The organism is Streptococcus sp. HJ1 (assembly GCF_052399005.1).
Taxonomy (GTDB): Bacteria; Bacillota; Bacilli; order Lactobacillales; family Streptococcaceae; genus Streptococcus.
Map to the genome: position 1 here is coordinate 1,684,734 of NZ_CP199005.1, position 24,775 is coordinate 1,709,508.

A 24,775-nucleotide genomic window follows, 5' to 3' on the forward strand; every position below is an offset into this window, starting at 1 on the left:
GCTTACCATCCAATCTCATAAGCAGTCTGTGGCTGATCATTGGTCACAACTTCAGTAATTTTGCCACTATTGACGCGAATGATGCTTCTGGCCATATCCGCAATATTTTGGTTGTGTGTCACCATGATTAGGGTAAAGCCTAGCTTTTCCTTCAACTTCCAGATATAGTCGAGAATCTTGCGCCCCGTTTCTTCATCCAGGGCTCCCGTCGGCTCATCTAAGAAAAGAATCTCTGGCTTTTTGGCCAAGGCTCGAGCAATGGAGACTCTCTGCTGTTCCCCACCCGACAATTCACTTGGATACTTGTCCAGCTTATCACCAAGACCCAAATCCTCAATGATCTGCAAAAAATCATGATTACTTGCCAGATCAGCTCCCATCTTTACATTTTGTCTAACCGTTAGATTCGGCAATAAATAATACTGCTGAAAAATAAAGGCAATCTTCTCACGTCTAAAGGCTGTCAATTGAGCATCCGCGAGTTGTGATAAATCTTGCCCTTGAATGAGGATATGCCCCTCGTCTACCTTTTCTAAACCTGACAAAACGTTTAAGAGAGTTGACTTGCCTGATCCAGAAGGACCTAGGATAACCACATCATCTTGGTGTTGAATCTGCAAGTCAATCCCTTTTAAAACCTTGGTTTGACCGTAACTTTTGTGCACATTTTCTAGTTGAATCATTTTTTTCCTACCATTTCTTTGATGAGCGATTGACAAACCTCTGTCAGTGATCCAATTACTTCTTCCATGCTGAATTGATAAATACCAGAAGCAACCATAGAGGCCATCCCGTGTGAGTAGATAAATAGATGCTGGTACAAGCGACTAGCCTCCTCTACAGTCAAAGGATAGTCTGCGACAATCGAATCCAGAACCAATTGGTAACTATGATCCTTCATGGGAAGAAAATCTTGAAAGCGACGAATGGGATCTTTGCTAGGATTTTGGAAAAGCAATTGAAAGAGTTGGGGCTCTTTTGAGGCGAAAAGGATATAAGCAACCCCGACAGATCGAAAAGGCTTTTCATCTTCTAAGGCCTTGCGAATATACTCCACCACGACCATTTCCGCAGCACCAATAACCTCTGCTTGTAACTCGGCCATATTGGCAAATTGCCCAAAAATCACTCTCGGTGTGGCTCCCAGTTTCTCCGCTAATGCTCGAGCTGTCAAACTAGCTATTCCCTCTTCTCTCACCAATTGTAAAGCTGTACCAATGATAGTCTCTTTACTAAATTTAACCTTTGGTGGCATAAGACTCCTTTCGTGCAACATTCGTTGCGCAACACTTGTTGCATAAAAGGATACCATAAAAAGAAAGACTTGTCAAGAAAAAACTGTAAAACACAAAACAAAAAACAGAGGACTTTTTATTTCTTTGCTACCCATCCGATAGCATCGTGAGGTGGGTTTTCGGTGTCAATCCAGATGAATTCAATTCCAATTTCCCCGTTTTTGAATTTGGTCAATCGAATACCGTTGATTTCTAGTTCATTGAGTCGTTGACCTGTCAAGACTTCTCGTTTCTTCAACTGGAAAAGTTAAGGGGAACTAATATAAATCTTCAAGACTTCTGTATTCTATAACTTCATTCTTTATAATGCTCTTTTTGAATTCAAAATGATTCAAAGGATTATCAATTAACACTATCTTGGGAATATCATCTAGGTTAGTAACTAAGGATAAAATAAAATCTGATTTAAATTCTTTGGCTTTTTCATATTCTCTGGAAGTCAATCGAATGCGACCCTTAGGTTTTCGAATTCCTTTAACTTCGGCAAGATAAGAATGTTCTTGAACATCTACTTGGAAATCATATCCATCACCATAAAGACGGGCATCGGTTAACTGTCCACCTTGAAATTTTTCTTCTTTATCAAAATGAAGGATAAAATAATTCTCTGCCTCCATTCCCGTTTCTTGTAGACGTTTGAATTTAGTTCGAACTATTGGCTTTTCAACAATGGTTACACCTGTTTTCTTCCCTTCGCTTGCGAGTAACATTTTAACGATTTCTGCATAACTGTGAACATCTTCATTCCCAAACATCATGTCAATTAAATCTTTACGAAAACGGTAGACTTCAGCTTTTTGCCACCAGCCTTTTCGATTGTTGTCAAAATAAGGGTCGAATAAATCCATTCTATTTTTAACTACCCCAGTTGTTTTTGCGATGCCCAAAGAAACTATATAACGATAAAACTCAGATTTACTAGAGCATTGAAACTCTTTTATAAACAACTTATCAAATTTGGCAAGACCATAGCCAATTAAATTTAACAATTCATAATGAGGGTGTTTGGACATAACTTTCTCCATCAATAGATATTGATTTCATTATACAAAAAAACACGGCTTACCACCGTGTTTCTTTATTTATTTCACCAGTTTCTTCATCTCATCAATACGTGCTACGGTCGCGTCGTATTTGGCTTGGTAGTCGGCTTGTTTGTCGCGTTCTTTTTGGACGACTTCTGGTTTGGCGTTGGCTACGAAGCGTTCGTTAGAGAGCTTCTTACCAACCATATCCAGTTCTTTTTGCCATTTAGCCAGTTCCTTATCGAGACGAGCGAGTTCTTCTTCGACATTGAGGAGGTCTGCGAGTGGCAAGTAGATTTCTGCTCCTGTGATGACGCTTGACATTGCGAGTTCAGGTGCAGGGATGGTTGATGCGATTTCCAAGTGTTCTGGATTTGTGAAGCGTTTGATGTAGTTGACATTGCTGTTAAAGAAGGCTTCCAAGTCGCTATCGCTTGTCTTAACAAGGATAGTGATAGGCTTGCTTGGTGCAACGTTTACTTCTGCACGCGCATTACGAACAGCACGGATCAAGTCTTTAAGGCTTTCTACACCAGTGTGAGCAGCGAGGTCTTCAAAGGCTGGATTAACAGTTGGGTATTCTGCTGTAACGATAGAACCTTCTGAGATTTGTCCAAAGATTTCCTCTGTCACGAATGGCATGATTGGGTGAAGGAGACGAAGGATCTTGTCCAAAGTGTAAAGGAGAACAGAACGTGTGATGACTTTCTCTTCTTCGTTATCGCTATAAAGGACTTCCTTAGTCAACTCAACATACCAGTCCGCAAACTCGTCCCAGATGAAGTTGTAGAGGATGTGTCCAGCAACACCAAATTCAAACTTGTCAAAGTTTTCAGTAACTTTGCCGATCGTTTCATTGAGGTTGTGGAGAATCCAGCGGTCTGTGACATTTCCAGCTTCCTTATTGGCAACTTTTTCAACATTGGCAGTTGCTTGCTCAAGGGTCAAACCTTCATTGTTCATGAGGATGTAGCGAGAGATGTTCCAGATCTTGTTAATGAAGTTCCAAGAAGCATCCATTTTCTCGTAAGAGAAGCGCACGTCTTGCCCTGGGGCAGAACCGTTTGAAAGGAACCAACGAAGGGCATCTGCGCCGTATTTCTCGATGACATCCATCGGGTCAATCCCGTTACCAAGAGATTTTGACATCTTGCGTCCTTGCTCGTCACGAATGAGACCATGGATCAGAACGTTTTGGAATGGCTGACGGCCTGTGAATTCCAATGATTGGAAGATCATACGAGATACCCAGAAGAAGATGATGTCGTAACCTGTTACCAAGGTTGACGTTGGGAAGTAACGTTTGAAGTCTTCTGAGTCGACATCAGGCCAGCCCATGGTTGAGAATGGCCAAAGGGCCGAACTGAACCACGTATCCAAGACGTCTTCGTCTTGAGTCCATCCGTCACCTTCTGGAGCTTCTTCACCGACGTACATTTCACCCTCAGCATTGTACCAAGCAGGGATTTGGTGACCCCACCAGAGCTGACGAGAGATAACCCAGTCATGGACATTTTCCATCCATTGGAGGAAGGTATCGTTGAAACGAGGTGGGTAGAATTCTACCTTATCATCAGTATCTTGGTTAGCAATGGCATTCTTGGCCAATTGGTCCATCTTGACGAACCATTGCGTAGACAAGCGTGGTTCAACCACAACACCTGTACGCTCTGAGTGACCAACACTGTGGACGCGTTTTTCGATTTTAACAAGGGCACCGATTTCTTCCAACTTAGCAACAACTGCCTTACGAGCTTCAAAGCGATCCATGCCTGCAAATTCGAAGGCCAAGTCGTTCATAGTTCCGTCGTCGTTCATGACATTGACTTGTGGCAAGTTATGACGTTGACCAACCAAGAAGTCGTTTGGATCGTGAGCAGGCGTGATTTTCACGACACCAGTACCAAACTCAGGATCTGCGTGTTCGTCTCCAACAATCGGAATCAATTTGTTAGCGATTGGAAGGATGACGTTTTTACCAATCAAGTCCTTATAGCGTGGGTCTTCTGGATTGACTGCAACGGCAACGTCCCCAAACATAGTTTCAGGACGAGTGGTCGCCACTTCAAGGGCGCGTGATCCATCTTCCAGCATGTAGTTCATGTGGTAGAAGGCACCTTCGACATCCTTGTGAATCACCTCGATATCAGAAAGGGCTGTACGAGCTGCTGGGTCCCAGTTGATGATAAATTCACCACGGTAGATCCAGCCTTTCTTGTATAGGTCCACAAAGACCTTGCGAACGGCTTTTGACAAACCTTCATCAAGAGTGAAACGCTCACGAGAGTAGTCTACAGAGAGCCCCATCTTGCCCCATTGTTCCTTGATGGTAGTGGCATATTCGTCTTTCCATTCCCAGACTTTATCTAGGAATTTTTCACGACCAAGGTCATAACGCGTAATGCCCTCACCACGCAAGCGCTCCTCAACCTTAGCTTGAGTGGCAATACCAGCGTGGTCCATACCAGGAAGCCAAAGGGTGTCAAAACCTTGCATTCGTTTTTGACGGATGATGATATCCTGAAGAGTAGTGTCCCAAGCGTGACCAAGGTGGAGTTTCCCAGTTACGTTTGGTGGTGGAATGACGATCGAATAAGGCTTAGCCTTTTTATCGCCTGAAGGCTTGAAAACATCGGCATCAAGCCATTTTTGATAACGACCAGCCTCAACCTCGGCTGGATTGTATTTAGGTGAAAGTTCTTTAGACATGTGTGTGTCCTTTCTCTATTGTATTCATTTTATTTTGAATCTGCTTTGCAACTTCTTCTGCAGACAGATTCGTATTATTTATTTTAAGGTAGTGGTACAACTCGTTCGGTTGATGTTGGGAATTTAATTGAAGTGTTTCAGCAGTCTCCAAAATTTCTCTTTCAGATATCTCAATATGTCGTTTTAAGGGTTTGTGCTTTAATCGATTCTCCGTTCGATTTCGATGTAAGCGCTCCTCAAGACTTGTTTCCAACTCCACAAACAGAATCTCTTGATGATAGTCATCCAACAAATCCTGAATTTGCTTCAAATACAGTAGCTGGTACTGATTTGAAAAATCAATTACGTCTGTTAAAATCACAGATCGCTGATTCCTAGCACTTGCTCCAAGGAAAGAAAAGGTAATTCCACGAACAAATTCCCACATTTCCTCTGTATAGTCCTGATAGATTTCTAGTGCAAAATCGATGGCTTGATGGTTATAAAAGAGGGTAGCATTTGTCTTTCGAGATAACTCTTGGCTAATCGTCATTTTCCCAGAAGCCGGAGCCCCAATGATGAAAATGTGCATCAAACCACCTCCCACTCACTCTTCAGCAAGCCATATCTCAAATCATCACAGCGATTGCCTTGGGCATCTTTACGGTCTCGGATTCGAGCTTCTAAGGTAAAGCCAAGTTTCTCAGCGACTCGTTGACTTTTGATATTGTTGCCAAAACAAGTCAGTTCAATCTTATGCAGATTCAATTCTTTAAAACCTAGCTCAATCAAGGCACGTGCTGCTTCTGGCACATATCCTAAGCCCCAATCGTCTGGATGCAAGATATAGCCAATCTCCAGCACATCATCTTCATGGCGATGGTTGAAATCAACAGAGCCAACAATTTTATCCGTCCCTTTGACGACAATTCCGTAGCCTGCTGGGAGATTTTCCTTTTGATTGCGCTCAGGAAGGATATGCTCCAGATAATAAATTTCATCCTCCAAGGTCTTGACGGGCGGAAAGCCTGCTGGGTAGGAAACTTCTGGCCTACTGGCATAGTCAAAGATATCCACTGCATCCGCCACTGTACGGACTCGTAACACTAGCCGTTCGGTTTCTAATCGTTCTGGTAATTGTGCTTGCTCCATCTTCAGCCCTCACTTTCCATAAAAAAATGCCCCTGCCATCTACATGACAGGGACGAATGTGTTTATCCGCGGTACCACCCAATTTCGGGCAGATGCCCGCAACTCTCGTCTTTATAATAAAAAGACAATATTATTTCATTTTTTATCCATCAGCAACCAGTTTTGACACATTTGTGGACTTCTCAGCACCGCCACTTTCTGTAAAATGTGGGATCCAAAACACCTCTAATGGCTCTATTGTAGCAAGTTTTTGACGGAAATGCAAGGGACAAGAAAAATTACTTGAAGCTGATTCCGTGTTCTTTTAATTTCTTAATCGTAGCTGGGCCGATTCCCTTCAAGGCAAGGAGTTCTTTTTCAGTCCAGTTTTTGAAGTCAGCAGCTGACTTGATACCTTCATCATAAAAAGTCTTAGCGCGATCTACTGAGAGGCCACCCAAAGTAGCTGCGAAATCTTCTACTGAATTCGCCACTTTTTGAGCTTGTTCCTTGGTCGCTTCTACTGCTTGTTCCACTTTTTTAGAGACAACTTTTCCTGCTTGGCTGGCAGATTTTTCTGCATGTTTCACGACTTTCTTGGTCTCTTCGACAACCTTGGTCACTGTAGTTGAAAATGCACCTGAACGACGGAGGCTATTTCGCAATTGTTTTTTACGTTGGAGTTTCTTTGACATGATAAAATCCTTTCAATAAAAAATCCCTGCTCTGACAAGGATTTAATAAAGATATTCTATCAAGATTTTGGCAAAAAATCAAGAAAGTATCTAAATTTTAATAGTTTCGCTCACCAAACAATCCTTCTGGCAAATCATGGAAACCCTTGCCTGCTTTGAAGTTTTCAAACTTACCAAGCAAGAACTGGTAGGCATCCAAGCGACTCTCGTAGCGAATCATGGCATCTTTGGCACGCTCGTCTTGGTCTTCTTCGTAAACCTTCTGACTTTCCTTGTGCGCCATGTCGTTGATCATGATCTGGGTATTGACCCAGGCCTCAAATTCCTTCATAAATTCTTGTTCGTAACTCATTGATTCTCCTTATTCTAATCCACGGAAGTAGTCCGTATCAATCTCACGGTAGGGCTGAATGTCCTGAACATACTCCAGCACACCTTGGAATTCCCCATTTTCATCGTGTACTGCAGCGTAGGTGATGTGGACAAACTTACCTCGCGACTCAGACTTGAACCACATTTCATACTTGTCCTTGACTCCTTCACGAAGACCTTGCATGATAGCTTTGACTTTCTCCAAATATTTTGGCGGATGGCAGAGTTCAACATTGCGTCCGACTTGGGACGGCGTCCGTTTGAAAATCATCTCATCAGCTGGCGCATTATCATTGTAATACTGGAAAATATCGTCCTTATTAACAAAGGTAATCTCCATGGGGAGGTGATTGAGGATGAGGTTGGCCTGCTCAACTGAGAGATAGCCATTGCCAAAAGCCTGTTGACTATGGCGGTCCAGCACTGCTTCCTTTTCCTTAGGGGTAAAGGTAATGGTAAACTGGCCTTCTGGCGTATCGATAACTTGCTGAACTTGACCTTCTGCCGTGTCTAGTTGTACGGGTTCCTCTGCACTCTTTTCCTCAACGAAACTCTGTCTTTCCGGAATCCACTTCTCTGACGGACGGATGATGGCATAGCCGTAGGCATCGCTCTCCTCCGCAATCTGAATCCAGTCATCCTGAGTGAAGGACTCAAGAAGAATCATGAGAAGGATAGACTCTTCCTTAAAAATCATACTTTCAAACTCTGTCGCAAAAGCTTCAAAAGTTTCCTTTACAGTGCTAATTGGAACTTCTGGTAGTGCCTTAGCCGTCGCTAGAGCTGTCTGAAAGAGTTCCCTGATCTGATCATCCACTCCCCACATGACCTTAGGGGGTGAATCGTGACCATAGCGCTCCATGATGGGAAAGAAGAGTTCTTCCTTGCGCTGGTAGTGGATATCAAATTGCCCCAACAGCCCCATTTGACGGACCAAACCCTTACGCATCTCTGCCAGCATTTCCTCGTCTTCCATAGACTCATAGGTATCTAACAATCTCCGAATGCGAATCAAGGCAGCACGAAGGGCCAGATTTTCATCCTTGAAGACGCGAACGGGATGGCCAGGATGCTCGGTATCTTCTACTTCAACACCCTTAACAGCATTTTTAAAAAGATTGGCATGGACATCACAAAGTTCCATGACATCTTCAAAGGTGACACCTGAGTCTGAGTTCATCAATTCGTGCTCCATGAGGGAAATCTCGATAGCTGAGACACCCGTAAAGGTCGCATCAAAACGCTCCTGAACCGACTCAGGAGAGGCACCATTGTGCAATTCTAACAAAATATCCCGTAGGATATGAATCCGTTCATCTGCCATTAGTCTAATCCAATCACTTCGTAACCATTCGCTTCCAGTGTGCGGACAATCTTGTCCATAGGAGTTCCTTCAAGCTTAGAACCCTGTTTGAGCGACACTTTGCGACCGACTGTATTGCGCATCAAGGGATTGGCAAGTGGTTTAAAACCGAGCTCCACTAGGATTTCCAAGACTTCTGGATGCTTGTCCACCACTTCTGCAACGGGAATTGACACATCGATGATATTGTCCATGACGACCTCCATGTATGTTCTAATACTCAATGAAAATCAAAGAGCAAACTAGGAAGCTAGCCGCAGGCTGCTCAAAACAGTGTTTTGAGGTTGTGGATAGAACTGACGAAGTCAGTAACCATACCTACGGCAAGGTGAAGCTGACGTGGTTTGAAGAGATTTTCGAAGAGTATAAAATGATTTTACTGCTTATATTATACCATATGGGAAGAGATTAAAAAACTAGCAGTGGAATTCCTGCTAGTTTCTTTCATTTCAAGTTATTCCTTATCATCTGGTTTTGCGAGCCACTGAGCTACATCCATCAGCTTGTCAGCAAGCAGTACTTTCCCGAAACCTACTAGAGCATTGTCATCTTTTTTCATGTTCTTCAGGACTTTGAGGCTTTGCATCACAAAAAAGTAATTCCCGTAAGTCTTGGTCAGAATTTTAATGAATCCCATATTACTCACCTTCGATGATTTCAGCTTCTTTTCGGATAATATCAACATCTTTTTGATATTGAACTTCATTGTAGTTGACTAGCTTGGACAATTCCTGTTGCAATCTTTCTCCCATTGGCTTCATGGTCGCAAAGGTTAAGCCACCAGAAATGACTCCACCTAAGATAGGGATCACTTTCCCCATCCCTTTGGCTAGGCCTCCTTTTGTCAGATTGACTCCAAAAATCTTCAAAACTTTTTCTAAAATTGGATACCAAAGAGTTTTTGTCAAGGCTTTCTTGTTCACTACTTTTATGACTTGCTTGGCTACTGTCACACCGCCTGATCGAAGCAGAGCACCTGCGCCATTTACTCCCAGCATCACACCGAGATACAGCAAGAGAGTGTTTTTAGCATCTTCACTTAACTCATTGCGCGATGCCCAGAGATCATCAAACCCGTAAATATACCCTAGCTCCTGAGCTAGTTTTAATGAGAATGCATAAAACTGGGCTACGTCTGTCGGAATAGTAATCGCCATGACAATCCCTCCAGGTAAACCTGCCAAAACCGAAGTTCCACTGGCTAACAGGACATTATCCTTAATACAGGCCTTGGCCACTCTATCCAAGCTTTCTTGAGGCAACAAAGAAGTCGGTCCTTGTTCAATCAAAGTTGGAATATCCTTACGGTCTAATTCCTTTGAAAACTTTTCTACTAAAAATTTCTCTCGATCAACTTTGACTACGGGTAATTTTACCACTTGTTGCAACACTTGCATAGCTATATCTTGTTTAGCCATATGTCTCTCCGTTTTTCATTTATATCAAGCTTTATCATATCATACTATTTGAAATTTACAAATTTTTTAAACTGATTTTTATCAGATAGATATATCGTCAAATAGCAATGATCATACTCTAGCAACAAAAAAGAGGGTCACCCCTCTTTTTTAGTTCTTATCCAGATTGCGTAGCATTTCGTCAATCTTGTTTCCATATTCGATGGATTCGTCTTTGACGAAGGTTAAATCTGGGATTTTGTACAATTTCAAATTGCGACCTAGTTCACGTTTGATGGTACCAGTTGCTTTTTCAAGCCCGATTTGAGCTTTTTGATTATCTGAAGCAAGGTTACTCAAAATGGTGTAGTAAACCTTGGCAACAGACAAGTCACCTAGCATCTGAACATCTGTAATGGTCACACCTTGGACACGCGGATCACGGACTTTCTTTTGCAAAATCTCATTGACTTCACGCTTGATTTCCATGCCCACACGATCCGTACGGAAATGATTTGCCATGATATTCCTTTCTCTACTTTGAACCAAAAGCTAGGCCAGCAGACCTAGCTATTTTTAAATTTATTGTTTTTCAATTCAAATTGAAACGAAGTGCAATTTGAACTCATTCGCTTCTTTCGCTGTGGTGAAAGTGATGGAACTGATTTATCAGTCCCATCACAGGGGATTTTTGAGACACTAGGCTCAAAAATAAGCAATGAAACCATCGGTTTGCTTGCGTCCCTCACCACCTAAGAAAGGAGCAAAAATCTTAACGTTTGATTTCTTCCATGACGTATGCCTCAATCACATCATCAGTCTTGATATCATTGTAGCCATCAATCATCAATCCACCTTCACGACCATTTGTAACTTCTTTGACGTCATCTTTATAGTGTTTCAAGCTTGCGAGTTCGCCATCATAGATAACGACACCATCACGGATAACACGAACTTTCGAGTCACGGGTAACCTTACCGTTGATAACCATGAATCCACCGATAGTTCCGACTTTAGATACCTTAAAGGTTTCACGGATAACTGCTTCACCGATAACTTTTTCTTCGAATTCTGGGTCAAGCATCCCTTTCATGGCTTCTTCCATCTCTTCGATAACCTTATAGATAATGCTGTGGAGACGGATTTCAACATCGTCAGCTTCGGCTTGTTGACGCGCTTGTGGTGTAGGGCGTACGTTGAAACCAACGATAAAGGCATTGGAAGCTTCCGCAAGAGTCACGTCAGATTCGTTGATAGCACCGACTGCCGAGTGGACAATGGTAACTTTGACACCTTCTACATCGATCTTTTGAAGTGAGGCAGAAAGAGCTTCAACAGAACCTTGTACGTCGGCCTTGATGATAACATTAACTGACTTGAGCTCACCAGCTTTAAGCGTATCAAAGAGGTTTTCAAGGCTGACACGTTGGGTAGCTTGACGTTGTTTCATAAGGGCACGTTTGGCACGCTCTTCACCTGCTGCACGCGCAGATTTTTCATCTTCGTAAACCGCAAAGTGGTCACCCGCCATTGGCGCTTCATTCAAACCAGTAATAGAAACTGGTGTTGATGGACCTGCAACCTTAACACGACGACCAAGGTCATTGGTCATAGCACGGACACGACCGAAGGTATTTCCGACAACGATTGGGTCTTGGACATTCAAGGTACCTTGTTGGACAAGAAGGGTTGCGACCGCACCTTTTCCTTTATCCAAGCGCGCTTCGATAACCGTACCGATCGCACGCACTGTTGGGTCTGCCTTGAGTTCTTGGATTTCAGCTACAAGAAGGACTGTTTCCAACAATTCTTCGATATTTTGGTTGAATTTAGCTGAGATTTCAACAAATTCAGAATCTCCACCCCAGGCCGTTGACATAACCCCATGCTCAGCCAATTCACCGATAACGCGTTCCGGGTTGGCACCTGGTTTATCAATCTTGTTGATAGCTACGATGATTGGAACGTTGGCCGCTTTTGAGTGGTTGATGGCTTCGATAGTCTGAGGCATAACCCCATCGTCGGCCGCTACAACCAAGATGGTAATATCGGTAACAGATGCACCACGCGCACGCATAGAAGTAAAGGCCGCGTGTCCTGGTGTATCAAGGAAGGTGATCTTCTTGCCATTTTCCACGATTTGATAGGCACCGATATGCTGAGTGATACCACCTGCCTCACCTGTCGCAACGCGAGAGTTACGAAGGGTATCCAAAAGTGTTGTCTTACCATGGTCAACGTGTCCCATGATGGTGACAACTGGTGGACGCTCAACCAATTCATCTTCATTGAGATAACCATCTTCTACGAAGAAACGTTCGATGTCGGCATTATCCACTTCAACCTTTTGTTTGGCTTCGATACCGTAATCCACCATGAGGAGTTCGATGGTCTCTCCATCCAAGGATTGGTTTTGTGTGGCCATAATCCCCATCATAAAGAGTTTCTTAACGATTTCAGCTGGTTCACGTTTGATACGTTTTGCGATTTCCGCAACAGTCATACCATCTGTATATTCGAATTCTGTTGGCAATTCATGGAACTTGCGCTCTGTAACAGGTTTCGGAGTCTGGTTACGATTGTTTTGCTTGTTCCCTTTTTTATTTTTCTTGTTGTTATTCCAGTTACTATTTCTTTGATTTCTCACTTGATTCTGACTACTTCGATTCTTTTGTTGTTTTCTAGGACCATCTTCTTCGTGATCATAATCGTCACGTTCTTTGTCTGGTCGAGCTTGTTTTTTACGACGTGTATCCACTGGCGCTTCTTTCGCTACAGGAGCTACTGTTACGGCTGGCTGCGTTTGTTCAGCTAGCTTAGCAGCTTCTTCAAAGATTTCCTCTGGTTCCTTGCGTTTATTAGCTTGAGCCAAGGCTTCTTTGGCAGCTTGCGATTGTTTGAAGCGCTCCTCGCTTGAGCGAGCGTACTCTGCATTTTGCTCTGCTTTTAGAGCCGCTGCACGGGCTTTAAAGTCAACACGTGGTCCAGCTTGTTTTGGCTGGAAGTCTTGTTGCTGACGGCGATCATTGCCACGATTCCCTTGACCTTGTGGTTTTTTCCCTTGGTCGTTAAATCGGCGATTGTCGCGGTTCCCTTGACCAGGTTTACCACCATTACGGCCGTCATTTTTCTGACGGTTGCCGTTTTGTTGTTGGTCACGGTTGTTGCCCTTGTTTTGTTTGCGTCGCTCTGCCTGCTCTTTGGCACGCGCCTCACGCTCCGCCTTGAAGTTTCGACTCTGTGGTCTTGCGGCCACCACTTTTTCTTCCTTAGGAGCTGCAGGTGCAGCTGGTTTACTTTCTTCCTTAGCGGCTACTGGTTTAGCTGATACAGGCTTTTCTGCTTTCTTTTCTACACTTGCTTTTGGTGCTGCAGGTTTTGCTTCTGCCTTAGGGGCAGGCGCAGGTTTAAAGCTAGCTGCGATTTGTTCAGCAGCAGCTGCTTCCACGCTCGATGAGTGGCTTTTCACATCCAAGCCCAACTCTTTTGCACGCGCTACAACTTCTTTACTTTCTTTTCCAAGTTCTTTTGCGATTTCGTACAATCTTTTCTTAGACAAATCATGTCCTCCTCTTCTATTCCATAAGAGACCTCATTTTCTTTGTAAATCCAGCATCTGTCACAGCCAAAACCTTTCTCGATTTTCCGACTGCTATGCTTAATTCCAGTGTTGAAAACACGGTTATAACTTCTACTTGATAATAGTCACTTTTATCTTGAATCTTCTTGGTCAGATTGGGACCAGCATCATGAGCTAGAAAAACTAGCTTGGCTTTCTGGTCTTGGATGGATTTAACCACCAATTCCTCACCTGATATGATCCGGCCTGCTCGTTGAGCAAGTCCCAAGAGATTGCTTATCTTTTGCTTATTCAAGTCCTAACTCTCTTCTTTTCACTTTGTGATCCACATAGGCGATCAACTCGTCATAAAAGCTTTCTTCCACTTCCATGTTAAAGCTGCGGTTAAAGACTTTCTTCTTTTTGGCCTCTAGGGCTTCTGTATTGTCTAGCTTGATATAAGCGCCACGGCCATTGGCCTTGCCTGTCGGATCGATAAAGACCTCTCCTTCTTTGTTCTTGACAATGCGGAGCAAATCACGCTTATCAATCACTTCGTTGGATACAACAGACTTGCGCAAAGGGATTTTTCTTGTTTTCATCTTTCCCTCCTCTAGCAGCTTTTATTCTTCTGTCAATTCATCCGTAGCTGCGTAATCCACTTGACCTGCTTCTTCCATAGCTTCAAATTCACTGGCTGACTTGATATCGATACGGTAACCTGTCAAATGAGCCGCCAAGCGAACGTTTTGTCCACGACGACCGATAGCAAGAGAAAGCTTGTTATCAGGTACAACGACCAAGGCACGTTTGCTGTCGTTTTCATCAAAGATAACTTGGTCAACCTCAGCAGGAGCGATAGCATTGTAGATAAATTCAGCTGGATCTGCTACCCACTCGATAACGTCGATGTTTTCTTCGACAGGAATCATGCGGTCGCTCTTGGCATCGTAACGAGCTGGGTGGAATTTGCTGGTTATTTTCTTGATGTTGGCACCACCACGTCCAACGATTGTCCCGATAGCGTCCACGTTTGGATTGTGGCTACGAACGGCAACCTTGGTACGGTCACCAGCTTCGCGGGCTACGCTCATGATTTCAACAGTTCCGTCATAAACTTCTGGAATTTCTTGCTCCATCAAACGCTTAATCATCTCTGGATGGCTTCGGCTAACAAAGACGTTAACACCACGAGGGTTGTCTTCAACCTTGTAGACATATACTTCGATACGGTCGTGGGAAGCAAAGACTTCTCCAGGGATTTGGTCTTGTTTTGACAATTGGGCTTCGATGCTGCCAAGGTTGACGTAAATAAAGCGGTTGTCAAATCGTTCTACTGTACCAGACATGATTTCTTGTTCATGTTCTTTATAAGTATTGTAAGTGATGGCACGTGTTTGCTTGCGCATTTTTTCCATGATGGTTTGTTTAGCAGATTGGGCTGCTACACGACCAAACTCAGCAGGTGCTTCTTCAAACTTGATTTTGTCACCAAGCTCATAGGCTGAATTAATGGCAAGGGCATCCTTCAAGCTGATTTCCAAACGGCTATCAAATACTTCATCAACAACTTCACGGACAGTATAGACAGTAAAGTCTCCTGTTTTTTCATTGAAGTCGATGGCTACGCTGTCAGATTGACCATAGCGTCTGCGATAAGCGGAACGAAGCGACTCTACTACTGCCTCGATAATGTCTTCTTTTTTGATTCCCTTGTCTTCTTCCAAAATGCGGAAGGCCTCTAGCATTTCTTTACTCATGTTTTCTTTGCTTTTGAATCCTCAAAAGCTATCCTTTCTTTTCTATAGTTTTACTGCTAAACGTGCTTTTGATACTAAACTGTATGGAATTTGGACAGTTTTCTTACGTGTCTTGTCCATATACTCCATAGTCAACTCGTCCTCTTCAAAGGACAGCAAGGTTCCTTCAAAGACTTTTTGCTTATCAATGGCTTGGTAGAGCCCGACATGGATGTATTTCCCAACTGCTCCAGCGACAGCATCCTTGGTTTTCAAAGGACGTTCCAAGCCTGGACTGGTGATTTCTAGGAAATATTGTTCTGGGAAGGGATCAGGCTTGATGGTGTCTAGGACAGGACTGATGATTTCTGTCAGGTCTGCCGTGTCGTTCAAGGTAATTCCTTCAGGTTTATCTACAAAAATACTGAGAATCATGTCACTGCCAATCTTTCCATACTCGATATCCACGAGCTCGAAAGGCGCTTGGATGACAGGTTCTACAACTTCTCTGACTAATTCTACGATTGTTGCGATTGCGTCCACCTCCTCATAAGCAAGAGGCGAAGATATTTCCCCGCCTCTCTTTCTCATATTCTTACTATCAGTATAGCACGTTTGTCAATTTATGTAAAGTATTAGCACTCAAACAGCTGGTTTTCAAGCTATTTCTTAAAATTCTGCCTCAACTCGGTAGATCACTTGACCTTTGCTGGAGAATTTTTGCTCATATTCTGTCATGACATTGCCTTCAAAATCACTGGCATGCAAGTCTAGCCAAACACCATTGAGTTTCATCCCATACTGAGAAAAGCTCACTAGACTATACTCAAATAAGCCACGATTGTCTGTCTTGAAATGGATTTCCCCATTCTCAGGCAAGATGCGCTTGAAGGTATCCAAGAAACTCTTGTAAGTCAAACGACGTTTTTCATGGCGTTTTTTAGGCCAGGGATCAGAAAAGTTTAGGTAGAGACGATCAATCTCACCGTCTTCAAAGTAGTCAGTCAAATCTGAACCATCTACCCACAGCAATTTGATATTTGGCACTCCAACTTCTAATACCTTATCCAAGGCATAACTCAATACCGACTTTTGGATATCAATCCCGATGTAGTTGATGTCAGGATTTTGCTTGGCCATTCCTGATACGAAGGCCCCTTTCCCACTTCCAACCTCTACATGAATAGGATGATCATTTCCAAACAAGTCTCGCCATTTCCCTTTAGCTTCCAAGGGATTGAGGACCACATACTGAGGATTGGCCTCTAGTAATTCTGTCGCCCCTTTACGATTTCTAACTCTCATCTCTTCTTTCCATACTTGTCACGGAAGACGCGCAAGGCGTAAATCTCCCGGTTTACATTGTCTAAATCTTGATTTTCACAGTATTTGGCAATCTGGTTCAAGTAAGAATACTGACCATACCAATACAATTTATCTAACACTGTCTGATTGTACTTATAGCCGTAGTCTCTCAACCATTGATGCCACTGATGATCTGGAATGTAGTGGCATAGCAAATGCGCTACATCAAACATACGATCCGTCAGACGAACCGAATCCCAATCCACTAGATAAACGAGTCCACTCTCTGTCTCAATCCAATTACTATGACGAAGATCCCCATGCACAATCGTTGCATGGTCTTCCCTAAAACCTGGAACCGTCTTACCTAGCTCAGCAATCACACTGTTCAAATAGTGGTTCTGCTTCAAGATTTCTGGAACTCCTTGCTGCCAAGAACGTAGCAAATCAACTGGTGTTTCCATAGTATAGCCCAAACGGCTCAACTGCTTCATCAAGGGACGCGAGCGGTGAAGGCGGTTCAAGATATTGATAATCTGCTTGCGATTCATGTCGTAAGGGGTCAATATTTTGCCCATCAACCATTCCTGAGCACACATATCACTGCCATCTGGCAAACGACGAGTCCATAGTAATTGAGGAGCGATTTGTTCTCTGGCTAGGCCAGGTAGGATTGGAGAGGTGTTCATTTTTACAAAGACGCGCTTCCCATCAGGGTAGCTTCCCATATAAGCCTTGCCGCTCTTCCCAGGTATAGGGGTCAGCGTTAGCTCATTATCACCCAAGTCCATTTCTTTCCTCCGTATAAAGTTTCCTTACTATTCTACTAGTTTTTGGTCTATTCGTCAACCGCTTCACACCCGATTCCCAAAGAAAAGCATCTCAATTGATTCAGGCTATCATTATAGCTTAAAGAAGGCAAGCACCGTCTTTCTGCTTACCTTTTCATGATTTTTAGAAATAAGTTAAAAGTGGCAAACTGTTGTAAGACATGTGGACTAGAGTAGAAACCCACAAATTTTGGCTCTTTTTGTAAGCAAAGCCCAGCAACAAGCTCCCAAGTAGATAATAGAAAAACGAAGGCACATCATAAGGTTCATGCATGAAAGAAAAGAGAGAGGAAGTCAGTACAAGCCCTAACCAAGAATTTTCAAATATAGCCCCCTGAAGAAGTCCTCTGAACATGAGTTCCTCCTGGATTGGTCCCAAAACTATAACACTTACAATAAAGGAAAGCGGAAGCCCTTTACTCGTTTCCTCAAGGTGTTGAGCCGAGGCACCAGATGCAACTGAGAAAAAAGCATAATAGCCTATATTTACCAGCACCGTGAGAAGAAAGATTCCAATGAACAGCAAGAGTTGTTTCTTACTTAAAATCCCAAAAGAAATCATATCAAACCATCTCGCATAGCCAAAACTAAGGAAAAGCAAGAGACTCTTTATAATAATGAATGTGTACTGGTGTTGAAAATAATCCCCTTGATTAATGGAATAACCCGCTGCACCAACGATTGCAAATACTAAAAATCCAAAAAACAAGGCATGACACTTATTGAAAATGGCCATAAAGCTATCCTCCTCAACAAACAAACTTTCCTACAAGTCATCCTTTAGCTCTAGTCTTTCCAAAACAAACCATTTTAGTAACCAAAATCCGATAACATAACCAGCTCCTAAGAATATAGCCATAAAAGCTAACATGGGATTCAGGGAAGAAAAGACCGCCGCAGATACAAAGGTTAACACAAAAACATTAAAGGCAATGGTATCAGAAGCCAAGACTAGAATATAAGGTGTCAACCAGTCTAAAGTTTTTGAATCTAGAAAAAATAAGTGTTTATACATGATGAACTCCTCTATGGCTGAAAAGTAAACCTTTTGGTTTTTTCACCCCAAGACCCTATGTAGAAAAGTGAGCAAAAATGGTAATGTCGCTACGATATTATTGATAACATGCACCGCATAGGATGGATAAATGCTCTTGGTATAGCGGGTCAAACCAGCAAAGATGATTCCAACTGTTGCAAAGACGAAGATATCTAACAGACTAGGTAGGCTTGAAAAATGAGGGAGAGCAAATAAAATAGAAGGAAGAAGCAAATCAAGACCAAATCGCGAATGCTTAAAGAAAGCGTGTTGCAGTAATCCTCTATAGATTAACTCTTCCATCAGTGGAACCAGAAAGAACAGGGCTATATAAATACCTAGCTCTGCAAAGTTAGTCCCACTATAACCAATCAATACAGCCCAACCTTCCGCAGTTGACTGAACATGTTTAGCTGTCTGAACGTTAAAAGAGATCTGGAACACTACCACTAATACTGTCAAAATCGAATACCAAAACCATTTTTTTCTTGGAATGCGAAAGAGATAACCATGGCCTGTCTTAACAAGAACCACAATCATGACTCCAATAAAAAGTAAACTCAAGATATTTTGAATCCAGAATAAATTGCCTATCTGAGAAGAAAATTGCCAATAATTTTGAACGATGAGCGTTAGCTGAGAAAGGCCAAATACGAAAAATAGGTAGGATAAAATTGCACTTGTTTTGAATAGAAGCTGATACTTTTTCATAGAAATTCTTCCTCATTTCTTATATTTTAGCCTATATTCCACATAAATGAAAACCTGCTCCTATATAACCAAGGTCACGATAACCACGAGGGCAGGACCCACTTACTGGAAAAGGACCTGAATTTTTTAATATAGAAGGGTAAGAACCAAATGGACTTCCCTGATAAGCATACCCTCTATAAATATCAGATACATCTCCACCCTCTATATGATCAAGTATCTCAGTATCCATAATTTCAAATTGTTCCATCATTCTTGTATCCATGCCAAATACTCCTTTTTATTTTTAATTTTTGTCTTGTTGCAACTTTGACAAGTTTAGTATATCATCGTTTATTAATTTTTTTCATCCAAATCTTGAATTGTCATCGAAACATCTTGAATTACTCAAAGAGCACAATCTTCCCAATCAACTAATAAGAAGAGACTGGGACAAAAAGATTTTGATTTTAGGAATTCTATATTATAAATTTTTAAAATCGATAGATTAGACAAAAAAGCGAACAAGACAGAATTCTGAGTGTTAGATAACTGATTTTGTTCGCTTTTTATATTTAATATTAGACTTTTGTCCCAGTCTCTTCTTAAAATCGATAATTATTTTTACTCCACTATTTTTAGCTAAATATCCTGTGTAAAAAAGTCAGCAAAAATGGTGATGTCGCGACAATATTATTGATAACATGCACCGCATAAGATGGATAAATGCTCTTGGTATAGCGGGTCAAACCGGCAAGGATGATTCCAAATGTTGCAAAGACGGAAATATCTAACAAACTAGGTAGGCTTGAAAAATGAGGAAGTGCAAATCAAGGCCAAATCGCGAATGTTTAAAAAAGGCGTGTTGAAGTAATCCTCTATAGATTAACTCTTCCATCAGTATACCTATTTGTGCTTTAGAGTGTGAAGCCACTTTATCCTCTAAACGTGTCTTACTATAACATTCCTGTTCTTTAAGCCACGATTTCGCTATGCCTTCTTCTCCCCGCTACCTCACGATAGTCAGGCTTGAGAATCGCTATTGAATTCATCGGTAGCGGGTGCACACGGAGGACTTACACATCAAATACACGACATGCCCGTCTTACTCAAAAAAGAAAGGACGAAATTCGTCCTTTCTCGATCTTAGCTTTTCTTCAACTCACTACAGTTGACAATGAGCCAAAGGATAGTTAATAACCTATTGAAGTGTCAAATGTTGCTAACTCCATTTATCTTCAAATTTAAATAGACACATTATCGGAGTTATCAGTAAGAAAAAATCTAACCAGTTCAGATAATTCATAATATAGGATATAATACCAGCCATAACGAAAAGGTACAAAGCTGTACGATATCCTCTCTTTGGGTTTTTATCAGCCTTGGTGTTAAAAATAATGTACACACAACAAATTGCAATGAGTATAAGCTGAATTATAGTTTCATTTAACATATCAACACCCATTCCTTTTTAAAACTATTTTGGGGGTCTCAATCCAAAAGCTATAATGCCACCTACTATAGCGCCCCCTGTTGCGCAAATCAAGTAAGCTTGAGGGCCTCCAGCGATACAAGATTGTCCTGCCTGAAATGCACCCGACAAGGCTCCTACAACTACATCTCCTCCCAATCCACCTCCAGAAATATTACTTAATTCTTGATTGTCTACTATTTTGTAATCAAACATAATTTCTACTCCCTTCTATGGCCAAATATTATCAGCAATTGCAGTAAAAGCACCACCAAGTTTAGCTCCAGCCCAAGCACAGCCAGCAGTCATAGTCCATGCTGAACCACTAGTAAGGAGCCCTCCTACCGTACACATAGCAACTCCGATACCTGCTCCATAGACAGTTCCTTTTCCTACTGTTCCTCAATCAGTTCCTCCCTCAATGCTAGCCAGCATATCAGTATCCATAATCTTAAATTGTTCCATCATTTTTGTATTCATATCGTATATAACTTTTCAGTTACGGAACAAGTTTAATATAAAAATTATCAAAAAAACATAGGCAATGAAGAGAAAAAATAATTTATCATAGATTAGAAATAATATGACAAAACAATTCAATGATGTTAATTCAATAGTCTTTTGTTTTTTATCAGAGGTACTTATAGATAGATAAATAAGATATGTTTGGAAAGCGAAGAGAATTATATAGAATACAGCTTTCATAAAATATATCTTCCATTTTTATGATGTAGCACTATAGGCTAAATATCCACAAATCAATGCTCCTCCAATTCCTCCTATTGCAGCGCCCCATGGTCCTAGAAACTTCCCATATTTCACTCCACCCGCTGCACAACCTAAAGCAGCAACTACAGCCGCTCCTCCGGAATTACCTCCATAAATCTCACTTAGCATTGTTTCATCTACATTATAATAAGTATTCATACAAATCTCCTTTTATCAAAATCCACCCGTTGCACCTGTTACTCCTGCCCAAAGAGCCACACCAAATTTAGCTCCTATGTATCCACATGCTCCCATAAATGGCGCTCCAACACCACTCGCAGCACAAATGGCTGTTCCTAAGCCCCAGCCACCAAAAGCTGCACCACCACCTTCTAAGACATTAGTTTGCCAATTATTCTTGCCTCCTTCAATACTGGATAACATAGTTATATCCATTTCATGAAATTGTCCTATCATTTTTGTATCCATAACGAATACCTCCATTTTAATCTTAATTTTAATTTTTGTCTTGTTGCAACTTTGACAAGTTTAGTATATCATCGTTTATTAATTTTTTTCATCCAAATCTTGAATTGCCATCGAAACGTCTTGAATTGTTAAAAAATTTAAAAAGCAAGCATTAAAAACATGCTTGCCCTTTCACTCTTGTCTATAGGCAAATTCTAGCCATATGTTATTACAAACAAATAATATCATTGCACCTGTTTACCATCTATTTTTATTTATGAATTTTTTGTTTCACTTTAATCATTATAGAAGCCATAAGAAACGCGACAGCTAGCCGAATCAGTTGGTAACTTTCTTCCTCTCCTGTTTTCGGTAATAATTTTTCATTCGAAGTAATAGATTGGCTTCCCTTAACATCGGTTAAAGGAGTTTTATTTTCTTGAGCAGCATCAAAAATAGGTTTGAGAGTTTCCAATTGATTCTTATTGTCTAACATTGCTAAATCGCCAGATTGAGTAGTTTTAGCTTTGGAAGTTGAGTTTATACTCTCCACTTTCCCACTATTTTCACTATTAGAATTGGGATTATCATTGGATATTTTCATTTCGGTTCTTTTTTCATCACTCATAACTTTGCTTTCACTTACAACTTTATCACTAGTACTCATGCTGTCATTTCTGGTTTTCTCATCATGCACATTTTCAGTTACTGTTTCCTCGGACGATGCTATTATTTCCGTTTGCTTAGGTGAGTTTCTCGAGTACATATAATCATAAACCTGTTGTGCAGTCGCTCCCCCACCAACCCATCCAGATATCGGACGTCCATTTCTTAAATACAAAATTGTTGGTGTTCCTGGAATACCGACTTTTTTAAATAGAAACTCTCTCGCTTCCCCATCAAAATCCTTACCATCCAAATCATAATACTCTAACTTCTTTTCAATCAAGTTATTAAATTCTTTCAATTCAGGAGAAAATTGACGACAATGAGAGCATGTTTTTCTACCAAAATATATAGTATGTTCCAATTGGTCCCCGGTAAAAGATTGACGAACGGCTTCAATATCTATCTTTTTAAATTCCGCAACATTCTGCTCATACTCTTCTGGGGTTACAATAGAAGGTTTATTCTCCACCTTTTCCTTAGTCGATGGCAAATCTGGTGCCACAAGAGAACTATCATTCGCCTGGATAGATGAAGTAGTCTGTTCTTCTGCATATACAGCACCTGTAGTAATAGATGCAAATACAAGTGGTACAAGTAATAGCGATTTTATCTTTTGTTTCTTCATAAGAATACTCCTTTACATTTGTTGTCTTTATCTTACCTTATTTAAGATTACAAATTCATATAAATCTTAAATGGTCATCAAAACATCTTGAATTGCAAAAACTTCATTAAAAAGGTAAGCATTTCGAAAACACTTACCCTTTTATACTTCATTAACCTCTACTTTTTATAATACTTCAACCCCCAAACGAAAGGAAGATGTTCCGTTTTTTAGCAAGAAAAGTTTTCATTTCTTTGCTCCTTTCTTTTTAGTTAAAGCAAAATAGATCATAACTGCAATCACATAAGCTATGGTATAAAATAGCTGATACCAAATACTTTCCCTAAGCGGATAAAGAAAGAGGGACATGATTAGATACAAGATGAAAATGATAAGTATTTTTTTCTTCATAAGATTTCCTCCTAAATGTGTGATTTATCTTAGTTGAGCAAGAACCTTTACACTGCTAGTATAGCACTCATTTTGACCTTGGATTACTCAAATCATGAATGGTCATCGAAACATCTTGAATTGCAAAAACTTCATTATAAAAGGGGTAAGTATTTCAAAAAAACTGACCCCTTTATACTTCATTAAGCTCTACTTTTTATAATACTTCAACCCCCAAACGAGCAGAAGCGTGATAATAAAGCATAGAATAGCTCCAATATAGGCGATTAGTTGTTGATAGGATTCTACTGCTGTGATACCTCTATACAAACAGATAATAGTCATAAAACATGTCAATCCTACGAACATTAGTTGATTGGCTCTAGGACTTATCAAACCATCATCTTCAAATTTTTTCACTCTCATTTACCTAGTGAGATAAACAACAGCCAAAATAGAAGTCAAGTTGATAACCACTAAAATAAATTGGTAGACTAAGGAAAAATTTAAAAATTGACGAGAGAGAAATAGATAAGTAGAGATTAGCAAAGGCAACTGACCTAGAAACAATCTCGTTAGAAATACGTTGCGTTTTTTAGCAAATATTTTTTCCATACCTAAACTCCATTACAATTAAATGATATCTAATCATTTTCTAAAATTTGATAACTTTTGTGAAATGTTTTAGCAGAAACAACTCTATGATTGGTGATATCTAGATAATCACCTGGGTAACCAAGAACATATATACCATAACCAGCGAATCCTCCTCCAACTGTTCCAACCAGACCAAACTTGATATTAGTTGTGAGAGAAGTATTAAGAGCCGCCATAAGAATGCGCACATGATTATCCAACCAAACCATATAATTTTTTTGAAAAGCTTCCTCTACCCAACTTGGTTTAGGAGTTGCTTGACCAATTTCCCAAACATCAACAATTTGATTCCCATATTTTGCCTTCATAGCTTCAATCCTTTTTAAATACCATTACATGAGTTTGGAGTTCCCCCTATACCATAAGGACTACATGGTTTCGAAGGATGTCTAATAGGCCACTTACCATTTAATTGATCCAAAGTTGGAGACGGTGCTAGTCCACCCAATAAACCAGAAAGCATATCTCCCCAACCTCCGAAACCTCCTTCAACTTTCGCAAGCATATCAGTATCCATAATCTCAAATTGTTCCATCATTTTTGTATTCATGACAAATACTCCTTTTTTTATTTTTAATTTTTTGTCCTGTTGCAACTTTGACAAGTTTAGTATATCATTGTTTGTTAAAGTTTTTCATCCAAATCTTGAATTGTCATCGAAACGTCTTGAATTAGCTTTTTAT

At 41.0% G+C, this 24,775-nt stretch carries 33 protein-coding genes and 2 pseudogenes; all 35 read right to left on the minus strand.

The window, feature by feature from the left end:
• Positions 1–2 precede the first annotated feature (2 nt).
• The 35 genes and pseudogenes from ACT17O_RS08615 to ACT17O_RS08785 all read right to left on the minus strand — a co-directional run bounded on the left by ACT17O_RS08615 (position 3) and on the right by ACT17O_RS08785 (position 24,642).
• A complete protein-coding gene (locus tag ACT17O_RS08615) occupies positions 3–683 on the minus strand; it encodes an ABC transporter ATP-binding protein (protein WP_434397985.1) in 681 nt (226 codons plus the stop codon).
• Positions 680–1,255, minus strand: a complete 576-nt coding sequence (locus ACT17O_RS08620) for a TetR/AcrR family transcriptional regulator (RefSeq protein ID WP_434397987.1) — start codon at positions 1,253–1,255, stop codon at positions 680–682. Before ACT17O_RS08620 ends, ACT17O_RS08615 begins: the two co-directional genes overlap by 4 nt.
• A gap of 116 nt (positions 1,256–1,371) precedes the next feature.
• A complete protein-coding gene (locus ACT17O_RS08625) occupies positions 1,372–1,515 on the minus strand; it encodes a hypothetical protein (RefSeq protein ID WP_261078055.1) in 144 nt (47 codons plus the stop codon).
• A 37-nt stretch (positions 1,516–1,552) separates the two neighbouring features.
• Positions 1,553–2,308, minus strand: a complete 756-nt coding sequence (locus ACT17O_RS08630) for a DUF3883 domain-containing protein (RefSeq protein WP_434397991.1) — start codon at positions 2,306–2,308, stop codon at positions 1,553–1,555.
• Positions 2,309–2,377: 69 nt separating this feature from the next.
• Positions 2,378–5,029 carry a valine--tRNA ligase gene (locus ACT17O_RS08635; RefSeq protein WP_444817421.1) on the minus strand — a complete coding sequence of 884 codons (2,652 nt, stop codon included), beginning with the start codon at positions 5,027–5,029 and terminating at the stop codon, positions 2,378–2,380.
• Entirely contained in the window at positions 5,022–5,600 is a 579-nt protein-coding gene (locus tag ACT17O_RS08640; RefSeq protein WP_444817422.1) for an AAA family ATPase, read from the minus strand. The genes ACT17O_RS08635 and ACT17O_RS08640 overlap by 8 nt, the downstream gene beginning before the upstream one ends.
• Positions 5,600–6,160, minus strand: coding sequence for a GNAT family N-acetyltransferase (locus ACT17O_RS08645; protein WP_444817423.1), 561 nt, complete (start codon positions 6,158–6,160; stop codon positions 5,600–5,602). The genes ACT17O_RS08640 and ACT17O_RS08645 overlap by 1 nt, the downstream gene beginning before the upstream one ends.
• A gap of 278 nt (positions 6,161–6,438) precedes the next feature.
• Positions 6,439–6,834 carry a helix-hairpin-helix domain-containing protein gene (locus tag ACT17O_RS08650; protein WP_049489719.1) on the minus strand — a complete coding sequence of 132 codons (396 nt, stop codon included), beginning with the start codon at positions 6,832–6,834 and terminating at the stop codon, positions 6,439–6,441.
• 97 nt (positions 6,835–6,931) lie between these two features.
• The gene (locus tag ACT17O_RS08655; RefSeq protein WP_000119707.1) at positions 6,932–7,186 is read right to left on the minus strand and encodes a DUF1912 family protein; all 255 of its coding nucleotides are present in this window, start codon (positions 7,184–7,186) and stop codon (positions 6,932–6,934) included.
• A gap of 9 nt (positions 7,187–7,195) precedes the next feature.
• Positions 7,196–8,530 (minus strand): DUF438 domain-containing protein, encoded by a 1,335-nt coding sequence (locus ACT17O_RS08660; protein ID WP_444817424.1) that lies wholly within the window; start codon positions 8,528–8,530, stop codon positions 7,196–7,198.
• Positions 8,530–8,763 (minus strand): DUF1858 domain-containing protein, encoded by a 234-nt coding sequence (locus tag ACT17O_RS08665; RefSeq protein WP_000368739.1) that lies wholly within the window; start codon positions 8,761–8,763, stop codon positions 8,530–8,532. The genes ACT17O_RS08660 and ACT17O_RS08665 overlap by 1 nt, the downstream gene beginning before the upstream one ends.
• A 260-nt stretch (positions 8,764–9,023) precedes the next feature.
• Positions 9,024–9,206: a hypothetical protein gene (locus tag ACT17O_RS08670; protein ID WP_206284140.1), complete on the minus strand. Its 183-nt coding sequence runs from the start codon at positions 9,204–9,206 to the stop codon at positions 9,024–9,026.
• Between the two features lies 1 nt (position 9,207).
• On the minus strand, positions 9,208–9,987 hold the full coding sequence (locus ACT17O_RS08675) for a hypothetical protein (RefSeq protein ID WP_444817425.1): 780 nt from the start codon (positions 9,985–9,987) through the stop codon (positions 9,208–9,210).
• Between the two features lie 150 nt (positions 9,988–10,137).
• Positions 10,138–10,488: a 30S ribosome-binding factor RbfA gene (rbfA, locus tag ACT17O_RS08680; RefSeq protein WP_001273601.1), complete on the minus strand. Its 351-nt coding sequence runs from the start codon at positions 10,486–10,488 to the stop codon at positions 10,138–10,140.
• Positions 10,489–10,738: 250 nt separating this feature from the next.
• Positions 10,739–13,525, minus strand: a complete 2,787-nt coding sequence (gene infB / locus ACT17O_RS08685; RefSeq protein WP_444817426.1) for a translation initiation factor IF-2 — start codon at positions 13,523–13,525, stop codon at positions 10,739–10,741.
• A gap of 16 nt (positions 13,526–13,541) precedes the next feature.
• Positions 13,542–13,841 carry a YlxQ-related RNA-binding protein gene (locus ACT17O_RS08690; RefSeq protein ID WP_001041403.1) on the minus strand — a complete coding sequence of 100 codons (300 nt, stop codon included), beginning with the start codon at positions 13,839–13,841 and terminating at the stop codon, positions 13,542–13,544.
• Positions 13,834–14,127: an RNase P modulator RnpM gene (gene rnpM, locus ACT17O_RS08695; protein ID WP_125450149.1), complete on the minus strand. Its 294-nt coding sequence runs from the start codon at positions 14,125–14,127 to the stop codon at positions 13,834–13,836. Before rnpM ends, ACT17O_RS08690 begins: the two co-directional genes overlap by 8 nt.
• Before the next feature lie 21 nt (positions 14,128–14,148).
• Positions 14,149–15,285 carry a transcription termination factor NusA gene (gene nusA / locus ACT17O_RS08700; RefSeq protein ID WP_444817427.1) on the minus strand — a complete coding sequence of 379 codons (1,137 nt, stop codon included), beginning with the start codon at positions 15,283–15,285 and terminating at the stop codon, positions 14,149–14,151.
• A 42-nt stretch (positions 15,286–15,327) separates the two neighbouring features.
• Positions 15,328–15,807, minus strand: coding sequence for a ribosome maturation factor RimP (gene rimP, locus ACT17O_RS08705; protein ID WP_000338692.1), 480 nt, complete (start codon positions 15,805–15,807; stop codon positions 15,328–15,330).
• A gap of 126 nt (positions 15,808–15,933) precedes the next feature.
• A complete protein-coding gene (gene trmB / locus ACT17O_RS08710; protein WP_001266088.1) occupies positions 15,934–16,569 on the minus strand; it encodes a tRNA (guanosine(46)-N7)-methyltransferase TrmB in 636 nt (211 codons plus the stop codon).
• A complete protein-coding gene (gene ccrZ, locus ACT17O_RS08715) occupies positions 16,566–17,360 on the minus strand; it encodes a cell cycle regulator CcrZ (RefSeq protein ID WP_247929975.1) in 795 nt (264 codons plus the stop codon). Before ccrZ ends, trmB begins: the two co-directional genes overlap by 4 nt.
• A gap of 163 nt (positions 17,361–17,523) precedes the next feature.
• Positions 17,524–18,135 (minus strand): CPBP family intramembrane glutamic endopeptidase, encoded by a 612-nt coding sequence (locus tag ACT17O_RS08720; RefSeq protein ID WP_070800399.1) that lies wholly within the window; start codon positions 18,133–18,135, stop codon positions 17,524–17,526.
• A 30-nt stretch (positions 18,136–18,165) separates the two neighbouring features.
• The gene (gene blpZ, locus ACT17O_RS08725) at positions 18,166–18,414 is read right to left on the minus strand and encodes an immunity protein BlpZ (protein WP_061454541.1); all 249 of its coding nucleotides are present in this window, start codon (positions 18,412–18,414) and stop codon (positions 18,166–18,168) included.
• 42 nt (positions 18,415–18,456) lie between these two features.
• Positions 18,457–19,146, minus strand: coding sequence for a CPBP family intramembrane glutamic endopeptidase (locus tag ACT17O_RS08730; RefSeq protein WP_070800398.1), 690 nt, complete (start codon positions 19,144–19,146; stop codon positions 18,457–18,459).
• A 31-nt stretch (positions 19,147–19,177) separates the two neighbouring features.
• Positions 19,178–19,411 carry a ComC/BlpC family leader-containing pheromone/bacteriocin gene (locus ACT17O_RS08735; protein ID WP_070800397.1) on the minus strand — a complete coding sequence of 78 codons (234 nt, stop codon included), beginning with the start codon at positions 19,409–19,411 and terminating at the stop codon, positions 19,178–19,180.
• Between the two features lie 352 nt (positions 19,412–19,763).
• Positions 19,764–20,026, minus strand: a pseudogene (locus tag ACT17O_RS08740) (lysostaphin resistance A-like protein); the annotation flags it as partial.
• Positions 20,027–20,602: 576 nt separating this feature from the next.
• Complete coding sequence (locus tag ACT17O_RS08745) at positions 20,603–20,812, minus strand: Blp family class II bacteriocin (protein WP_049537864.1); 210 nt, start codon at positions 20,810–20,812, stop codon at positions 20,603–20,605.
• A gap of 15 nt (positions 20,813–20,827) precedes the next feature.
• Complete coding sequence (locus ACT17O_RS08750; protein ID WP_376738641.1) at positions 20,828–20,950, minus strand: hypothetical protein; 123 nt, start codon at positions 20,948–20,950, stop codon at positions 20,828–20,830.
• A 48-nt stretch (positions 20,951–20,998) separates the two neighbouring features.
• On the minus strand, positions 20,999–21,076 hold the full coding sequence (locus ACT17O_RS08755) for a bacteriocin class II family protein (RefSeq protein ID WP_158085807.1): 78 nt from the start codon (positions 21,074–21,076) through the stop codon (positions 20,999–21,001).
• A 243-nt stretch (positions 21,077–21,319) separates the two neighbouring features.
• Positions 21,320–21,523, minus strand: a complete 204-nt coding sequence (locus ACT17O_RS08760; protein ID WP_001099737.1) for a Blp family class II bacteriocin — start codon at positions 21,521–21,523, stop codon at positions 21,320–21,322.
• A 15-nt stretch (positions 21,524–21,538) separates the two neighbouring features.
• Complete coding sequence (gene blpM, locus ACT17O_RS08765; RefSeq protein WP_000379951.1) at positions 21,539–21,793, minus strand: two-peptide bacteriocin subunit BlpM; 255 nt, start codon at positions 21,791–21,793, stop codon at positions 21,539–21,541.
• Positions 21,794–22,043: 250 nt separating this feature from the next.
• Positions 22,044–23,066, minus strand: coding sequence for a thioredoxin domain-containing protein (locus ACT17O_RS08770; protein WP_444817428.1), 1,023 nt, complete (start codon positions 23,064–23,066; stop codon positions 22,044–22,046).
• A 579-nt stretch (positions 23,067–23,645) separates the two neighbouring features.
• Positions 23,646–24,050: pseudogene (locus tag ACT17O_RS08775) on the minus strand (immunity protein).
• A gap of 29 nt (positions 24,051–24,079) precedes the next feature.
• On the minus strand, positions 24,080–24,400 hold the full coding sequence (locus ACT17O_RS08780) for a role in replication (protein ID WP_095726456.1): 321 nt from the start codon (positions 24,398–24,400) through the stop codon (positions 24,080–24,082).
• 14 nt (positions 24,401–24,414) lie between these two features.
• On the minus strand, positions 24,415–24,642 hold the full coding sequence (locus ACT17O_RS08785; protein WP_070800393.1) for a bacteriocin class II family protein: 228 nt from the start codon (positions 24,640–24,642) through the stop codon (positions 24,415–24,417).
• Positions 24,643–24,775: the final 133 nt, after the last annotated feature.

Coding starts and splice junctions, on each gene's coding strand:
- ACT17O_RS08670 (WP_206284140.1), bottom strand. CDS start 9,206: ATGGGATTCATTAAAATTCTGACCAAGACTTACGGGAATTACTTTTTT.
- ACT17O_RS08675 (WP_444817425.1), bottom strand. CDS start 9,987: ATGGCTAAACAAGATATAGCTATGCAAGTGTTGCAACAAGTGGTAAAA.
- ACT17O_RS08620 (WP_434397987.1), bottom strand. CDS start 1,255: ATGCCACCAAAGGTTAAATTTAGTAAAGAGACTATCATTGGTACAGCT.
- blpZ (WP_061454541.1), bottom strand. CDS start 18,414: ATGTATAAACACTTATTTTTTCTAGATTCAAAAACTTTAGACTGGTTG.
- ACT17O_RS08615 (WP_434397985.1), bottom strand. CDS start 683: ATGATTCAACTAGAAAATGTGCACAAAAGTTACGGTCAAACCAAGGTT.
- ACT17O_RS08785 (WP_070800393.1), bottom strand. CDS start 24,642: ATGAATACAAAAATGATGGAACAATTTGAGATTATGGATACTGATATG.
- rnpM (WP_125450149.1), bottom strand. CDS start 14,127: ATGAAAACAAGAAAAATCCCTTTGCGCAAGTCTGTTGTATCCAACGAA.
- ACT17O_RS08640 (WP_444817422.1), bottom strand. CDS start 5,600: ATGCACATTTTCATCATTGGGGCTCCGGCTTCTGGGAAAATGACGATT.
- blpM (WP_000379951.1), bottom strand. CDS start 21,793: ATGGATACAAAAATGATAGGACAATTTCATGAAATGGATATAACTATG.
- ACT17O_RS08660 (WP_444817424.1), bottom strand. CDS start 8,530: ATGGCAGATGAACGGATTCATATCCTACGGGATATTTTGTTAGAATTG.
- ACT17O_RS08645 (WP_444817423.1), bottom strand. CDS start 6,160: ATGGAGCAAGCACAATTACCAGAACGATTAGAAACCGAACGGCTAGTG.
- ACT17O_RS08745 (WP_049537864.1), bottom strand. CDS start 20,812: ATGTTTGATTACAAAATAGTAGACAATCAAGAATTAAGTAATATTTCT.
- rbfA (WP_001273601.1), bottom strand. CDS start 10,488: ATGGCAAATCATTTCCGTACGGATCGTGTGGGCATGGAAATCAAGCGT.
- ACT17O_RS08635 (WP_444817421.1), bottom strand. CDS start 5,029: ATGTCTAAAGAACTTTCACCTAAATACAATCCAGCCGAGGTTGAGGCT.
- nusA (WP_444817427.1), bottom strand. CDS start 15,285: ATGAGTAAAGAAATGCTAGAGGCCTTCCGCATTTTGGAAGAAGACAAG.
- ACT17O_RS08720 (WP_070800399.1), bottom strand. CDS start 18,135: ATGGCCATTTTCAATAAGTGTCATGCCTTGTTTTTTGGATTTTTAGTA.
- ACT17O_RS08650 (WP_049489719.1), bottom strand. CDS start 6,834: ATGTCAAAGAAACTCCAACGTAAAAAACAATTGCGAAATAGCCTCCGT.
- ACT17O_RS08780 (WP_095726456.1), bottom strand. CDS start 24,400: ATGAAGGCAAAATATGGGAATCAAATTGTTGATGTTTGGGAAATTGGT.
- ACT17O_RS08770 (WP_444817428.1), bottom strand. CDS start 23,066: ATGAAGAAACAAAAGATAAAATCGCTATTACTTGTACCACTTGTATTT.
- ACT17O_RS08665 (WP_000368739.1), bottom strand. CDS start 8,763: ATGGACAATATCATCGATGTGTCAATTCCCGTTGCAGAAGTGGTGGAC.
- ACT17O_RS08730 (WP_070800398.1), bottom strand. CDS start 19,146: ATGAAAAAGTATCAGCTTCTATTCAAAACAAGTGCAATTTTATCCTAC.
- ACT17O_RS08735 (WP_070800397.1), bottom strand. CDS start 19,411: ATGGATACAAGAATGATGGAACAATTTGAAATTATGGATACTGAGATA.
- ACT17O_RS08750 (WP_376738641.1), bottom strand. CDS start 20,950: ATGTGTACGGTAGGAGGGCTCCTTACTAGTGGTTCAGCATGGACTATG.
- ACT17O_RS08630 (WP_434397991.1), bottom strand. CDS start 2,308: ATGTCCAAACACCCTCATTATGAATTGTTAAATTTAATTGGCTATGGT.
- ccrZ (WP_247929975.1), bottom strand. CDS start 17,360: ATGGACTTGGGTGATAATGAGCTAACGCTGACCCCTATACCTGGGAAG.
- ACT17O_RS08760 (WP_001099737.1), bottom strand. CDS start 21,523: ATGAATACTTATTATAATGTAGATGAAACAATGCTAAGTGAGATTTAT.
- ACT17O_RS08755 (WP_158085807.1), bottom strand. CDS start 21,076: ATGAATACAAAAATGATGGAACAATTTAAGATTATGGATACTGATATG.
- ACT17O_RS08655 (WP_000119707.1), bottom strand. CDS start 7,186: ATGAGTTACGAACAAGAATTTATGAAGGAATTTGAGGCCTGGGTCAAT.
- trmB (WP_001266088.1), bottom strand. CDS start 16,569: ATGAGAGTTAGAAATCGTAAAGGGGCGACAGAATTACTAGAGGCCAAT.